We start from the raw sequence: 15,411 nt of genomic DNA, 5'->3' as shown, positions 1-15,411 counted from the left end.
TTTACCCCTATTTTTTATAGGTATCATGTTTATAATGATGATTTTTAAATTTTTAACAACTCTCACATTTGAATGATTGTCAGTGTTTCTCTAACTTTAATGATGTTATTCTCATTAATCTGATTTTTTGTTAGCATTAATTCACATATCTGTATTTATTTCTAAAAAAAATAGATTGAGTATTTATTAAAAAATGCGTTTAATATTGATATATAATTATTTTTATCTCAACTTCATTTCTATAATCGGAATAATGAAATACCCCCTATTGCTATTCAAACCTTAGTCCATACCTTAGCTTTTCAACTCAAGTTTTTAAACCAAAATTTGCTGATTATGCTGAAGAAACAAGGACTGTATTTACCCGAATTTGAACACGAAAACTGTGGAGCCGGTTTTATTTGTAATCTTAATGGAGATAAAACAAATCAAATCATTCATGATGCTTTAGAAATTCTCGTAAAGCTAGAACACCGTGGTGGTGTAAGTGCTGATGGAAAAACTGGTGATGGTGCTGGCTTATTAATTGATATCCCTCATGATTATTTCAAAAGAGTTTGTAATTTTAATATCCCGGCACAAAGAGAATATGCTGTTGGGATGGTATTCTTACCAAAAGCATTAAACCAATACCAATTCTGTAAAGACACATTCGAAAATGAAATAAAAGCACAAGGTCTTTCGATCTTAGGCTGGAGAGAAGTGCCTGTTGACTCTAGGCAATTAGGCCAAATAGCTTTAGCTTCAGAACCTAATATTGAACAACTTTTTGTTGGCAAAACCGACCCTATTAGTGAAGCCGATTTTAAAGCTAAATTATATGCCGCACGTAAAATTACGGAGCACACTATTAGAAATTCGAAAATTTCTGAAAGCAGCTATTTTTATGTGCCAAGCCTATCTACTACTACCTTAATATATAAAGGTATTATAATGCCTGAAGATATTGGCCCTTATTATACCGATTTACAACAACAGGATTTAGTAACACGTTTAGCATTAGTACATCAACGTTTCTCTACCAATACGATGCCTACCTGGGAATTAGCACAACCATTCCGTTTTATGTGTCAGAACGGAGAGATTAATACACTTCGTGGTAATGTTAGTAGAATGCGTGTTCGTGAGGAAATCATGAAAAGTGATGTTTTCGGACCTCAAATAGACAAATTATTCCCGATCATATTACCAGGTAAGTCAGATTCCGCTTCTATGGATATGGTGGTTGAGTTATTAACTCACACAGAGAGATCATTACCAGAAATTATGATGATGATGATTCCTGAAGCATGGGAAAAACACAAGACCATGTCTAAGGAAAGAAAAGCATTTTATGAGTATAATGGTTGCCTGATGGAACCATGGGATGGCCCTGCATCTGTACCCTTTACAGATGGTGATTACATTGGTGCTTTATTAGATAGAAATGGGTTAAGACCTTCCAGATACACCGTTACCAAAAGTGGCAAATTAATTATGTCATCTGAAATTGGTGTTGTAGAAATAGACCCTGAAGATGTAGAAAGACATGGTAGATTAGAGCCTGGAAAAATGTTCTTGGTAGACATGAACAAAGGGCGCATTATTGAAGATGAAGAAATTAAAAGTAAAATTGTTTCAGAAAGACCATATAAAGAATGGTTAGACAAAACGAGATTACACTTAAAAGACGTTCCTTATACAAGCGAAACGTGCCCGATTGAAACGATTGATATAAAAACAAGACAGCGTTTATTCAATTATACATTTGAAGATATTCAAGAGGTTATTACGCCTATGGCTGTTGTAGGAAAAGAAGCTTTAGGATCTATGGGAATTGATACCCCTTTAGCCGTTTTATCTGATAGGCCTCAACTCATTTCAAATTACTTTAAACAATTATTTGCTCAAGTTACCAATCCACCATTAGATGGTATTCGAGAAGAGATTGTAACCGATATTAGTTTAAATTTAGGTAAAGACCGAAATATTTTTAGTATCACAGAAAGACAGTGTAGAAAACTTAGAATTCAAAACCCTGTTATTTCTAATGCTGATTTAGAAAAAATAAGAAGTATTTCTATTGAAAGCTTTAAAGCCGAAACTATTGAGATTTTATACCCTAAAAATCAAGGTCTCAATGGTCTTGAAGATGCTTTAGAAAATATCATTGTACAAGTGACTAAAGCTTTAGAAAGAGGCACTAATATCATCATATTATCTGATAGAGGTGTCAATCAGGAATTCGCACCTATTCCTTCTTTATTAGCATGTTCTTATGTAAATCATCAAATGAACCGCTTACGCAAGCGCTCTTATTTTGATATTATTATTGAGTCTGCAGAACCTCGTGAACCTCATCATTTTGCTACCTTGTTTGGTTATGGTGCCAGTGCCGTAAATCCATATATGGTAAACGAAATTATCAGAATGCAAGTAAAAGAAGGTTTTATAACCGGAATGGACGAGCAAAAAGCAGTTGATAATTTCAATAAAGCGATTGGAAAAGGGATTTTAAAAATTATGAACAAAATAGGAATCTCTACGTTACATTCTTATAGAGGTTCTCAAATTTTCGAAATTGTTGGATTCAACTCTCAATTTGTTGAAAAATATTTCCCTTATACGGCTTCTAGAATAGAAGGTATTGGTTTATATGAAATCGAAAGAGAAATAAACCAACGTTATAAACTAGCTTATCCAGATAACTTAATTGATAAGCGCTTAGGGTTAAATATTGGAGGAGATTATAGATGGAGACGTAATGGTGAAAGACATCTATTTAATCCAACTACAGTTGCTAAATTACAACAAGCTGTTAGGCTAAGTGATCAAGCAAGTTACGATGTGTACTCAAAAGCGATCAACGAACAATCAGAAAACTTAATGACCATTCGTGGACTATTTGAGTTTGACAATTTAAATCCTATCCCACTAGAAGAAGTGGAACCTTGGACCGAGATTGTAAAGCGTTTTAAAACTGGCGCCATGTCTTACGGATCAATCTCCAGAGAAGCACATGAAAATTTAGCCATTGCTATGAACCGTATTGGCGGTAAATCAAATTCCGGTGAAGGTGGAGAAGATAGAAAACGTTTTCAAAAAGATATAAACGGCGATAGCCGTAACTCAGCAATAAAACAAGTGGCATCAGGGCGTTTTGGAGTGACTTCACATTATTTAACTAATGCGAAAGAAATTCAAATTAAAATGGCTCAGGGTGCAAAACCAGGAGAAGGTGGGCAACTACCTGGTGAAAAAGTATTGCCATGGATTGCTGCAGCAAGAAACTCGACTCCTTTCGTAGGTTTGATTTCGCCACCACCTCATCACGATATTTATTCTATTGAAGATTTAGCTCAATTAATTTTCGATTTAAAAAATGCCAACCGTGAAGCTAGAGTTAATGTAAAATTGGTTTCAGAAGTTGGGGTAGGTACTATTGCTGCCGGAGTTTCAAAAGCCAAAGCCGATGTGGTTTTAATTTCAGGTTATGATGGTGGTACAGGAGCTTCGCCATTAACATCATTAAAACATGCCGGATTGCCATGGGAACTTGGCTTAGCGGAAGCACAGCAGACCTTGGTTTTAAATAAATTAAGAAGTAGAATTGTCGTAGAATGTGACGGCCAATTAAAAACAGGTCGAGATGTAGCCATTGCTGCCTTGCTAGGTGCCGAGGAATTTGGATTTGCAACGGCCCCACTAGTAGCCTCTGGCTGTATTATGATGCGAAAATGCCATTTAAACACTTGCCCGGTAGGTATTGCAACTCAAGATAAAGAGTTACGTAAAAACTTTAAAGGCACACCAGAGCACGTTATTAATTTCTTTTATTATATAGCTGAAGAATTAAGAGGTATTATGGCACAGTTAGGGTTTAGAACTCTGGGCGAAATGGTAGGACAAACACATAAGATAAATGCCAACAAGGCCATCAAACATTATAAGGCAAAAGGTTTAGACTTATCTAGTATTTTACACAGGCCTGAAGTTTATAAACAACTAACGGTTAAAAATACCGAGCAACAAGATCATAATTTAGACAATGTTATTGATTTTGAAATACTAAAAGACTCTCATAGAGCTATTTACAGGAAAGAAAAAACAAACTTAAATTATCCTATAAATAACACCAATCGTTCAGTAGGAGCTATAGTAAGTAATGAGATTTCTAAAATATACGGACACCTAGGCCTACCTGAAGACACCTTAAACATTAACTTTACAGGATCTGCCGGACAAAGCCTTGGAGCTTTTGGAGCACATGGATTGTCCTTTACCGTGGAAGGGAACACCAATGATTATTTAGGTAAAGGTTTATCTGGTGCTAAATTAATTATCAAAAAACCTGCTAAGGCTGATTTCTTAGCGGAAAACAATGTTATTGTTGGTAACGTTTGTCTATTTGGAGCTGTTGAAGGCGAAGCTTATATCAATGGAATTGCCGGTGAACGTTTCGCTGTACGTAACTCAGGTGCTAAAGCAGTTGTTGAAGGTGTTGGAGATCACTGTTGTGAATATATGACAGGTGGAAAGGTGATCGTATTAGGTCATACAGGAAGAAACTTTGCGGCAGGAATGAGTGGAGGTATTGCCTATGTTTATGATCCTGAGAATAAGTTTGTAAATGGATTATGTAATACAGAGACCATTGAATTCGAAGATATTTCTAATGAAGATGCAGCAGAACTTAAAGCATCTATTGAGAAACACATACTTTATACAGATAGTAATCGAGGTAAAGATTTATTGGCAGACTGGAATACCAGCTTAGGCAATTTTGTAAAAGTCATGCCAATCGAATATAAGCGTGCCTTAAAACGTTTAGAGACTGAAGAACAAATGGTAGAAGAACTAACAACAGCATAGTGTCATGGGAAAAGCAACAGGATTTAAAGAATTTGAAAGACAAGATGAAAAATACACGCCTGTAAAAGACCGTGTAAAACATTATAAAGAATTTACAGTTCCATTAAGTGAACCGGAATTGACGAAACAAGGATCGCGTTGTATGGATTGTGGTATCCCGTTTTGCCATAGCGGTTGCCCTTTAGGGAATTTAATCCCAGACTTTAACCATATGGTACATCAGGGAGAGTGGCAAAAAGCCTCTTGGTTATTGCATTCCACTAATAACTTCCCGGAGTTTACAGGTCGTTTATGTCCGGCACCTTGTGAAAAATCTTGTGTACTAGGTATTATTGAAGATCCCGTATCTATAGAAAATATTGAAAAGAATATTGTTGAACGTGCCTTTAAAGAAGGTTGGATTAAACCACAACCGCCTAAAACACGTACAGGAAAAACTATTGCAATTGTAGGTTCGGGGCCTGCTGGTTTAGCAGCCGCTCAGCAATTAAATAGAGCAGGGCATACCGTAACTGTTTTTGAAAGAGATGATGCTATTGGAGGGTTATTACGTTATGGCATTCCTAATTTTAAAATGGAAAAAGAGATTATAGATCGCCGTATAGCTATTTTAGAAGCTGAAGGCATTACTTTTAAAACCAATGTGAATGTTGGTGTTAATTATGATGTGGAAGAGCTAAAAGCTTTCGACTCAGTTGTACTTTGTGGGGGCGCGACAGAAAGACGAAGCTTACCAACTCCTGGTATTGATGCTGATGGGGTAGTACAGGCCATGGATTTCTTAACACAGCAAACAAAAGTATTATTTGGTAAAGAAGTTAAAGACCAAGTATTAGCGACTGATAAAAATGTGATTGTTATTGGTGGTGGTGATACTGGGTCTGATTGTGTAGGAACATCAAACCGTCATGGTGCAAAATCAGTAGTAAATTTTGAAATTATGCCGAAACCACCTGGACATCGTTCACCAACAACGCCTTGGCCTTTTTGGCCATTGCAGTTGAAAACATCCTCTTCTCATGAGGAAGGTGTTGAACGTAACTGGTTAATTAATACTAAGGAATTTATAACGGATAAAAACGGCAAACTTACCGCTTTAAAAACAGTTAATGTGGAATGGAAAATGGTTCCTGGTCAACGTCCTCAACTCATAGAAATTGAAGACACCGAAAAAATATGGCCTTGCGATTTAGCATTGTTAGCACTTGGGTTTACCGGTCCGGAAAGCACATTAGCTGATAAATTAGGTATTGAAAGAGATGCGCGCTCTAATTATAAAGCTGAATACGGAAAGTACCAAACGAATATTCCCAACATCTTTACTGCTGGTGATATGCGTCGTGGGCAATCATTGATTGTTTGGGCCATTTCTGAAGGTCGTGAAGCTGCCAGACAAGTAGACCTTTATTTAATGGGCAAATCAAATTTACCATCTAAAGATATGTCTGGAGATCTGGTTGCTATGTAGTAAGAAACTTTTTTAAATATACTTGATAAAATCCTTTTACAAATGTAAAAGGATTTTTTAATAGTACTTTACTTTTGTATTTTGTAAGTTTTTTTATATTTGTATCAGTTTTTGAAATATTTAAATTACAAAAACTCAAATTCCCCCTAAATCTTCCACTTACTGGTTTTCTTGTTTTATGATAGTATTTAGCCAATAAAACGAATTATAGAATTAAAATTATATTTTCTGAAAGAAGTAAATTGCTATCCTTAATTATTGTTCGCTAATAATTGGGATAATTACAAAATGCGAACTAAAAAGTTCGCATTTTTATTTTGCATTCTGTATAAACGCTTCAAAAACAGCAAAATCCTACACTTTAAAACAGAAAGAAAAAGACACCTAAATTAGCCGTTGCATTTCCAATTAAGAATAAGGTTATAACGTGTCTATTAATATTTCGAGATTAAAGAAAATTAATGAAAGTGAAGATGATGCATTTTTATCCCAATTATCCGGATCCTTTTTAATATACTTAGCACATTTATTTAGCCCAGACTGTATGGTATTGCAAAGTCTCTGTTCATTTTTATTTTCTAATCCCAACTTAGAAGGTAAATCATTATAATAAAATTCCTTTTCTTTAACAAATCCCATGAATTCATGTGCCAATGCAACACTTTCCCCATTTTGGATTTTCTTAAAATGCAATTCCAAATATTCTAAATCTGTTTTTAAAATCTTTTTAGTATAATCAAAAAAATGAAGCATATCATTTTGTAATAACTGAATCTGTTCCAATACCCATTCTTTATCTTCGGCATCTGGTAGAAGGCTTAAATACCGTTCAAATTTTTCTATAGCCTGTAAATGAAAATCATTGGCTTCGTACATTAACGCTAAATTAAATAGCGCATTATAGTCTTCTGGATTTTCGACACAAAAACCTTCAAATAATTGCTGTGCTTTTCTATACACTTCTTCTTGAATAGCCTCTACTCCTGATAAAAATAGATGTTCTTTTTCAAAGTTTAAATTTGTAAGGCTACTATTGAGTTTGGGATAGTATACCTTAAAAAATTTTGTAAACGCTCTAGTTAATTCAAATTCATTCTGCGTATTTAAATATTTACCTCCGGTTTGCCCTGCAAGGTATTGTAAATCGCGTTCTGCCGGCGATCCTGGTTTTATATCAAAACCTATTGTAAAATATTTTATTGGAATGGTATTCCCAACAAATGAGTTCATTTTTTGCGAAGTGCTATTAGAGCTATTACTTGTCGCACTATTATTTGCATTTGTTCTATTTCGATATCTCTTATTGTGATTATTACCAGTATTACTTGTAGCAGCTCCATTAATAGTAACCATCGTTGTTCCTGTTCCATATACTTCCTTAGGCCTTATTCGACCGCAGGTAGCTACACCATCACTTAAAACAATTAATTTAGATACGTCCCCATCTCCATAATTAGCACTATAATACTGCAATCTTTTTTTGGCGGAACTCACGGCCTCATGCAAGGGCGTTCCGCCTCCAGGTCTACCCAAAGCATTTAGCTGTTGTTCTACTTTTTTATAGTCACTGCTAAAATTTAAGGTTTGCTGTTTCGTCGGGTCTTCTACACAGCCTCCTGAAAAAGTTAAAAAAGCTACTTGTTGGTTTTCACTATGCCCCTTTAAAATAGACGATGTTGCTTTTAATGCTGCTTCTTTGGCTTCTTCCCATTTGGACTTACCACTTTTCCCTTTTGCTCCCATACTACCAGATTTATCAATAAGAAAAATAGTAGATGATTTGTTTACAACAGAATCATTAATTACATCCTTTTGATTTGAAAAGGTTGCACCATTATAAAGCCCTTTTTCTGGAACATATTTTACAAAAGAAAATATTACACTACACAATAGACATAATACTATTAACTTTTTCATGTCCTATTCTTTAAATTTCCCCATATGTTTATAAAACGATTCTTTACCAACATCTAGCTGAGAAAAATTCACATCTTTATAAGTTGTACTTAACAAATGGTTAATATCTCCCAGTCTTTTTATAGCGAGAGGATGTGATGTGTATACAGTTTCTAATAGACTTTTTACCAATATGTTCATGCCATCTTCCCCCAAAGCATCATAATCTGTCTTATCTAAATCTGTTTCAATATTGTTTACCATACTTAATGTAGAGCTAAAAACTTTATTCATGAATTTTTGATTCCCTGTGCTTTCCATCATGATTTTCCAAAAATTCGCCGCTTCTCTAGGGTCATAACCTGCTTCAGACATATAATACAAGCCTGCTCTATCCGATTGCGTTTCATTCTTTTTATTAAATAAACTCATCACCGTTTCTGGAGTAGTATGTTCCAAAGCGGTATTTAAAGCTTTACCAACCAAGGTGCCTTCATCTATATTCATTTTCTTTGTAAAGGCTTTTTTTAACCATTTAGAAGTCTTTTTACCTAAATTACTATTGGTAAGTCTGGTTGTTTTGTATTTTCTTATTCCATGCTCATAAGTAACATGTGCAATTTCATGCCCTAATACAGTAGCAATTTGGGCTTCATTTTCCATAAGTCTTAACAGCCCTGTGTGTATAAATATCATCCCATTAGGTAATGCAGCGGCATTAGGCACGTCGTTTTCAATAACATAAAATCTAAAAACAACTTCGTGTTCTTCAGAAAAACCATCTTCTTTAACGTAAGTTGGCAATATACGGTTCCCTATCATATTGATATATCCCTGTACTCTAATATCATCCAATAACTTAAATTCTAAATTCCCCAACTTTATAGTCCCATTATGCAATCCGTTAGCCGCTTTAAACACATTACTCGGTATCTTCTTAAATTGGTTAAGATTAGAGGCATCAAAATCTTTAGATAAGTTTAACATGTATTCTTGATCTATTTTACCATGTGTGTTTTTACAAACTTCTATTTTAGAAGCCCTATAAACACCATCTTCATTTTGCTCTCCGTAAACAGTTAAAAAACTTCCTAATTCAAGCTCATCAAAACCCAAAAAGCTTCTTCCTTTACTACAGGCACAATCTGTCCCTCCATTACATTTTATGGTCGTCTTATCAGTTAATGCCACTTTTCTTCCGTCTATAACTGCAGTATCGCCTTTATATGATTCAATGACCCCTTCGAACTTTTTCACCTCTCCATATTCATCTTTATTAAGGAGTATTTTAGTTAATACTCTTTTCCTATTTTCTATAATTATAGCAACATCTACAGTACTCCCTATTGAAATTCTCTCTTTAGAAATACGTTGCTTTTTTCCAAGTAAAAATTTGGTTTTTTCTGTTACATTAAAGACAAATTCTTCATCGTCATAATTAATGGTAATGGTTTCATAAGGGGCATTAAATTCAAAAACAGTCGTTTCTTTCCAGATTTCTTCTTTTTGAGCAGACAGGTATTGAGTACATAATAAAAGTACTCCATACCACAATAACTTTAAATTAGTTTTCATTTTGGATATGTTATTTTGTTAATATATAGCGTACTAACAAACGTAATCCCTATACCTTTTAAGTCGTTACGGGAAACCGTAAAAAAGAAGATTTTTTGTGTATTTAAGCGTGTTTGTGAGAATTAACCTAACACGCAAGAGTTGTACTATATTAAACCTAAGTCTTTGGCATTAGCCACTAGTTGTATGGTTGTTTTAGCTTTAAGTTCTTCCTTTAATCTATTAAGTCTTTTTTCTATAGAACTTAAGCTACTTGGTGAAATGCTTTTTTCTTTTAAAATAATAGAAATTTCTTCCTGAGTATTCCCTATAGATAGTTGATGTAGTAAGACAGCATCAAATTCTTCTAATGTAAAGATTTCCTTTTTTCTTAGAGTTGCTGCCAATTCTATAGAAGTAAAACGCTCACCCTTTTTAACGGTCTTTAGCGCATTAATCATGCTTTTGGTACAGTTTCGACCTTTAACAACATAAGCGGAAATATTATACCTATCTATTAATTTTTTAACTACAGAAGGACGCTCTTCAATGGAATACACAATAATAGGAATGTCGTAATTTTGATCTCGTAATTTTTTAATCAATTGCTCTCCAGAAGATATAGTACTATTTCTATAATCTTTTTTAAAAGAAAGGTCTGTAATTAAAAGATCAAAAGGTTCCTTATCTTTTTCTGCTTTTATAAATTTTAAATAAGCATCATCACAATACTGGGTCATGATTATATTTGCCACCCCAATCTCTTGCTTTATTTTTATAGCAATACCATAACCTATACTATCAATATCTTCTACGAGAAGTACTTTTTTAAACATACCTGTGTTAATTAAAAGGAATTACAATGTCAATTTTTGTTCTATGACCATTTTCAGAGTCAAATTTAATTTTCCCATTAACACCAGCAATACGGGAAACCGTATTATTGAGACCTACTCCAAATTTTTGCGAGGCATCCATGCCTATTCCATTATCTGAATAAGTAATATGCAGTTGTTTCCTGTCTTGTTTAAAATCGATAGCAACCAAACTGGCCTCGCTATGTTTTTTCATATTCACCATAAACTCTTTAAGGCTTCTATGAATGGCTACACATTTATACTCTGGCACTTTTTCCCATGCAATGGTTTCTAAACCTTTAACCATTACGGTAGTCTCTTTGTTATAAAAAGCACCTAAAGTATCTTTAAGCTCAACTGCAAATTCTGTTCCCGTAGCAATTTCTCGATGATCATGAGAAATGGTTCTTGTATGTTTATAGATTTTTTCCAAACCATCTAAAAGATAAGGGCTATCTACATTAGGGCTTTGCTCAATGGCAGCCATTAAACCATAAATATCGTTTGAAAGCTCATCATGTAAACGTTTGCTAATCTGCTTTTCTGTCTTATAAACTTCTTTTAATTTCTCTTTTTTATACCGCTGTCTTAAAGCATAATATAAAAGCACTCCGCCTATTAATAATAAACCACTAAGCGACAAAAACAATATCTTTTGTCCTTTTTGAACTGCTAAAGCAGCTTTTTCTTCTGCCGCTACTCTTTGTAACCTTAAAATTTGCTCTTTTTCTTGCTGATCATCATAACGCATTTTTGCAAACTGTGTTTTTACTTTAAGCTCCTGCTGATACAGACTGTCTTTTAAAAAAATATAGCGGTCTCTATAAGCTATATTTTTGGCATATAATTTCATTAAAAGTTGCAAGGCATCGGTTTCTGCTTTAGGGCTTTTTATTTCTTTAGCCAATTGTATCACTGTATCTAAATAGCGACTGGCTTTTTTAGGATTTTGATCAGCATAATATTCTCCTAAATTGGTATAGCTTTGGATTTGCCCTCGTTTGTCTTTTTTGTTTTTACGAATCTTAAGGGCTTCTAAAAACGCAGGGAGGACACTATCTTTACCATTGCGCCATTGAGCATAACTCAAATTATGTAATATTCTGGCATAGCGGGTAGAGCCTTTTTGTAACAAAGAGTCCATTAGCAATTCTTGTAGCATGCTCGTGGCTCTGTTATAGTTTCCTTGTTCTATATATGAAAAAGCTAAATTATTTTGATAGCTGACAACATGACTTTTAACATCTGTAATTGCTATGGCCTTTTGATAATATTCAATAGCATCCCTGTAATTTAGTAATTTATGATTGTTTGTTGCTAACTCGTTATATATAGAGGCCAGATATTTTTTTTCTGAGCTCTTACTTAAATACTGTAAAGCTTCCACTAGGCTTTCTTTGGCTCCAAAAAAATTATTTTGAACATTTTGCAACATAGCAATATTCATAGTGGCCTCGCCTACTTTTACACTATCTCCTGCTTTTAAAAAAACATTTTTTGCTATACGGTAGTAGTAAAAAGCACTATCTGGAAAGTTGCTAAACTCGTCATAATAATAGCCTAAATTAAAAGAGGCTATAGCTTTGTAACGCTTATTATCAATCTTTTGGGATTGCTTTGCCAAAAACCGATTGTAATAGAAAAAACTATCATTTTCTTGTTGTTGGAGATGTAAAAAGCCTTTCTGAGAAATAACTGCCAAAGCCAAAGAATCTAAAGGCAATTGTTGTGACATATAGAAAGCACTATCAATATAGACTACTTTATCTTTTAACCTTGTAGATTTATTTTTGCTTAATTCTAAAAATCGTTCAGGCTTATTCTTTGTTCTATAAGTATCATTTTTTTTGCATCCAAAAACAAACAATACTATTAAAATACTTATAGAAAACTTTTGAATCGTAGTATCGCTTAACATTTTAGTTATACAGCTTGCAATGAGGTATTTAGAAAATCACTGCATAAAACTAATAAAAAAAGTCATACTTATAGTATGACTTTTAGATTATAATTTATGTAATGCAAAAATTACAAATTAACCGCCAGTAGGGAGTGCTTTAATTTTTTCATCTCCGCCTTCCGTACTTTGCGGATTTACTTCTTCCATATTATCTGTTTCCAAATCTGTTTTAGTACACGATGTTACTGTTGAAGCCAATAAGATTCCCATGCATATTAATCTTGCTAAATTTTTCATAATGTTAAAATTTTAAATGTTAATAAATGCGGTTAAGAAAATTTGAGGCGTTTCTTTGTACTTGCAAAAGCTTAAACCGGTGTGCTTTTAAGTACATTTCAAAGGAACAAGGAAGCCGGATGAAAGTGCTGTCATGACCGTCATGGAAAACATGACTGGTTTTTTCACAATAAAGTTTTTAACTACATTTGGCACATGCCAATTACAAAACTCACAGAAGAATATCTTCCTGCATTTATCTATATTACAGACCTTATTTTGGCTGATGAGGCTACTATTGACTACAAAAAAATAGCAGAAGAAGGAGTCGCTGCTAAAAAAGAAATTGATGCGCGTACTATAAAACGCGCTTTTGACCTTAGGGAAGAACTTGCAAAAAATAGATTGGAACGAAAAATTTATAAGCCTACTTTAAAAACCCTAAATGTACTTTGCGCTTATTATTTTGAAAATCCTGAAGAAAAATTTTTAAAGATCGCGAAAGGTTACCGCGAAAAAATAGAAGAACATTACACAAAAAATAGTCCTACAACTGCTGTAATTCAAGATATATTTAAAGCAAAGCCCGAAAAAATACAGTTTTTAGAACAGCAACAAGACCAGTATATACAACTTAAAAACAATGTAGAGCAACAACCTTTGAGTAATTTGGTAGCCACTATGGAACAAAAAATATTACAGCGCTTTGAAGATTTACAGCAGAAGATGAATGATGATCTGGCCATAAAAACCAAAATGATAGCGCATATGGAAATTAAAATAGACGAATTACAGCAAAAGCTAAAACAAGCACATTTTATGCATAACACATTGGGAGCTTTAGGTCTGTTTTTTGTTTCCATTGACTATGATATTATGGATACCGGAAGTATTTTTGAAGCATTTTTAGATGACTATGATGGTACTCATGAGGATTTGTTAGAAGATCTTATATAATATTAACAGGATTATGGATTTAAAAACAGAACGAAAAATAAAATTTTGGTTAACTACTATTTCTAAAATTTTAGTGATTTCTCTCGTGCTTTTTAAGCTTGTGGATATTCTGTTTGAGAAAAAAGATACCGCTCCATCAGAAAAAGAAGTATTAACAACCAATCTTAAAGAAAAACAAGCCATAGATTCTTTCCACAAAAAAGAACCTATTGTTAAAGAGCAAAAGAGTTCTACTATACAAACACCAAATAAAAAAACAGAAGAACAAAAAAACGTAGCCATAAAAAGAGCTACGTCTCCTATATATGCAAAACTACATTTGGTAGATAATAGTTTTATATGGCTAAAAGATAAACATAAGTTTGTTTTAAAATTAGCAAATACAACCGCTGCTTTGGCAGAAAATGTAACGGTAAACGCTGTTTTAATATATGAAAAAGAACAGCAGGCTATTCTCGTACAACATAAAGCGTCAATTGACGCTCATGGCATGCTAAATATAGATTTTGTAACCTCTAATTTATTGCATACTACTTTGCCAAAAACCATCATGCTATGTATTAACCATGAAAGTAAAAATGCAAAACAAAAAAATTGGTATAAGTATTTATTAGGTAATAAAATAAATGGTTCTGGCGCCATTGAAACAAGATCTGTATATTATAAAACCCTTTCTGTTTCAGATGGTGTTTATACTAACACAGCACCAAATTGTATTGTACAGACGCACACTTCTAGTACTACTAATACAAAAAAGGATAGTGATATTGATTTAGAAAATATTAAATCCAGTACGCAGTTATTTTTAAGAGGCTTAAATAATAGATCGCAAATCACCGTTAAAAATACCACAACGACTAAACTTTATACACAACTTTCTTCTGTAGATTCCAATAAATATAGTTATGGTTTTAGCAATAAAATTGAAGTGGTCTCACATACTAAAAATACTGCTATAGTAAGACTTGTTTTAACAGAAAAGGGACGAGCTACCTACATAAAGCAGCAGACCGCCTATGATGCAGAAAATAGCCCCAAAAAAGTGAGCGATTTCTTTAAGTTCCTAAGGCGAAAAGGGAGTAGCTGGGAAGGCCGATTGATCAACCAAAATGGTATTTGGAAGTTTGATATGTATTAGATTAAAGCTTATCTAAAAAGACCATTAGAGTTTATTTTTCCAAAATCGAATCAAAAGGCGTATTTCATCGTTTTTTTATTCTGTTCATCTTTATTTGTCATAAAAAAGACCTCCATTATGGCAACCCGTAAGGAAATATATGGTATTGAAATTATGTTTGATGCAAATTTAATTTCAGCACAAAATGAAAAAAGCATACGTTATACTTATCACCATATGTACCTTAACTTATTCAAAAGCCAATAAAACAAAAGATCGTATTTTATCAAATGGCTTCAGCCTTCAATGTATTTCTGCTAGAACTTTAATAGCAGGTATAGCATCATCAGCATCATGCTTTTCACAAGTCAAATCATTATATGCCAAAATTATTACTCGTGCTAAAAATTTAGGCAATAGGGATTGGCTTTATGGTAAAATCAACCAAAAAATATCCCCTATCATGTTAGAAGGTGGTATTAAATGTCACCAATAAATAAAATAACCAGTATAAAATATACTCTCAAAACTTTAT

10 protein-coding genes are annotated in these 15,411 nt (G+C 33.5%); 5 read left to right on the top strand and 5 right to left on the bottom strand.

What is annotated here, in order from left to right; translation table 11 throughout:
* The first annotated feature begins 336 nt into the window (after positions 1 to 336).
* Together gltB and Q4Q47_RS10105 are read left to right on the top strand one after the other, a co-directional pair.
* Complete coding sequence (gltB, locus tag Q4Q47_RS10110) at positions 337 to 4,851, top strand: glutamate synthase large subunit (RefSeq protein WP_303306537.1); 4,515 nt, start codon at positions 337 to 339, stop codon at positions 4,849 to 4,851.
* Positions 4,852 to 4,855: 4 nt separating this feature from the next.
* Entirely contained in the window at positions 4,856 to 6,319 is a 1,464-nt protein-coding gene (locus Q4Q47_RS10105; RefSeq protein WP_303306536.1) for a glutamate synthase subunit beta, read from the top strand.
* A 420-nt stretch (positions 6,320 to 6,739) separates the two neighbouring features.
* On the opposite strand, the gene Q4Q47_RS10100 is transcribed toward Q4Q47_RS10105, so the two are convergent.
* From Q4Q47_RS10100 to Q4Q47_RS10080, 5 genes are all read right to left on the bottom strand, one after another.
* Entirely contained in the window at positions 6,740 to 8,236 is a 1,497-nt protein-coding gene (locus tag Q4Q47_RS10100; RefSeq protein ID WP_303306535.1) for a VWA domain-containing protein, read from the bottom strand.
* A 3-nt stretch (positions 8,237 to 8,239) separates the two neighbouring features.
* On the bottom strand, positions 8,240 to 9,790 hold the full coding sequence (locus tag Q4Q47_RS10095; RefSeq protein ID WP_303306534.1) for a M48 family metalloprotease: 1,551 nt from the start codon (positions 9,788 to 9,790) through the stop codon (positions 8,240 to 8,242).
* Between the two features lie 146 nt (positions 9,791 to 9,936).
* The gene (locus Q4Q47_RS10090; RefSeq protein WP_303306533.1) at positions 9,937 to 10,605 is read right to left on the bottom strand and encodes a response regulator; all 669 of its coding nucleotides are present in this window, start codon (positions 10,603 to 10,605) and stop codon (positions 9,937 to 9,939) included.
* Between the two features lie 7 nt (positions 10,606 to 10,612).
* The gene (locus Q4Q47_RS10085) at positions 10,613 to 12,544 is read right to left on the bottom strand and encodes a tetratricopeptide repeat-containing sensor histidine kinase (protein WP_303306532.1); all 1,932 of its coding nucleotides are present in this window, start codon (positions 12,542 to 12,544) and stop codon (positions 10,613 to 10,615) included.
* 117 nt (positions 12,545 to 12,661) lie between these two features.
* Positions 12,662 to 12,823: a hypothetical protein gene (locus Q4Q47_RS10080; RefSeq protein WP_303306531.1), complete on the bottom strand. Its 162-nt coding sequence runs from the start codon at positions 12,821 to 12,823 to the stop codon at positions 12,662 to 12,664.
* Between the two features lie 195 nt (positions 12,824 to 13,018).
* Here Q4Q47_RS10080 and Q4Q47_RS10075 point away from each other — a divergent pair, with 195 nt between their 5' ends.
* The 3 genes from Q4Q47_RS10075 to Q4Q47_RS10065 all read left to right on the top strand — a co-directional run bounded on the left by Q4Q47_RS10075 (position 13,019) and on the right by Q4Q47_RS10065 (position 15,372).
* Complete coding sequence (locus tag Q4Q47_RS10075) at positions 13,019 to 13,759, top strand: hypothetical protein (RefSeq protein ID WP_303306530.1); 741 nt, start codon at positions 13,019 to 13,021, stop codon at positions 13,757 to 13,759.
* A gap of 13 nt (positions 13,760 to 13,772) precedes the next feature.
* The gene (locus tag Q4Q47_RS10070; RefSeq protein ID WP_303306529.1) at positions 13,773 to 14,897 is read left to right on the top strand and encodes a hypothetical protein; all 1,125 of its coding nucleotides are present in this window, start codon (positions 13,773 to 13,775) and stop codon (positions 14,895 to 14,897) included.
* Positions 14,898 to 15,081: 184 nt separating this feature from the next.
* Positions 15,082 to 15,372 carry a hypothetical protein gene (locus tag Q4Q47_RS10065; RefSeq protein ID WP_303306528.1) on the top strand — a complete coding sequence of 97 codons (291 nt, stop codon included), beginning with the start codon at positions 15,082 to 15,084 and terminating at the stop codon, positions 15,370 to 15,372.
* The last annotated feature ends 39 nt before the right edge of the window (positions 15,373 to 15,411 follow it).

This window comes from Flavivirga spongiicola (assembly GCF_030540825.1).
Taxonomy (GTDB): Bacteria; Bacteroidota; Bacteroidia; order Flavobacteriales; family Flavobacteriaceae; genus Flavivirga; species Flavivirga spongiicola.
Note: the sequence above shows the minus strand (reverse complement) of the source record. Positions and strands in the feature narration are given on the sequence as shown.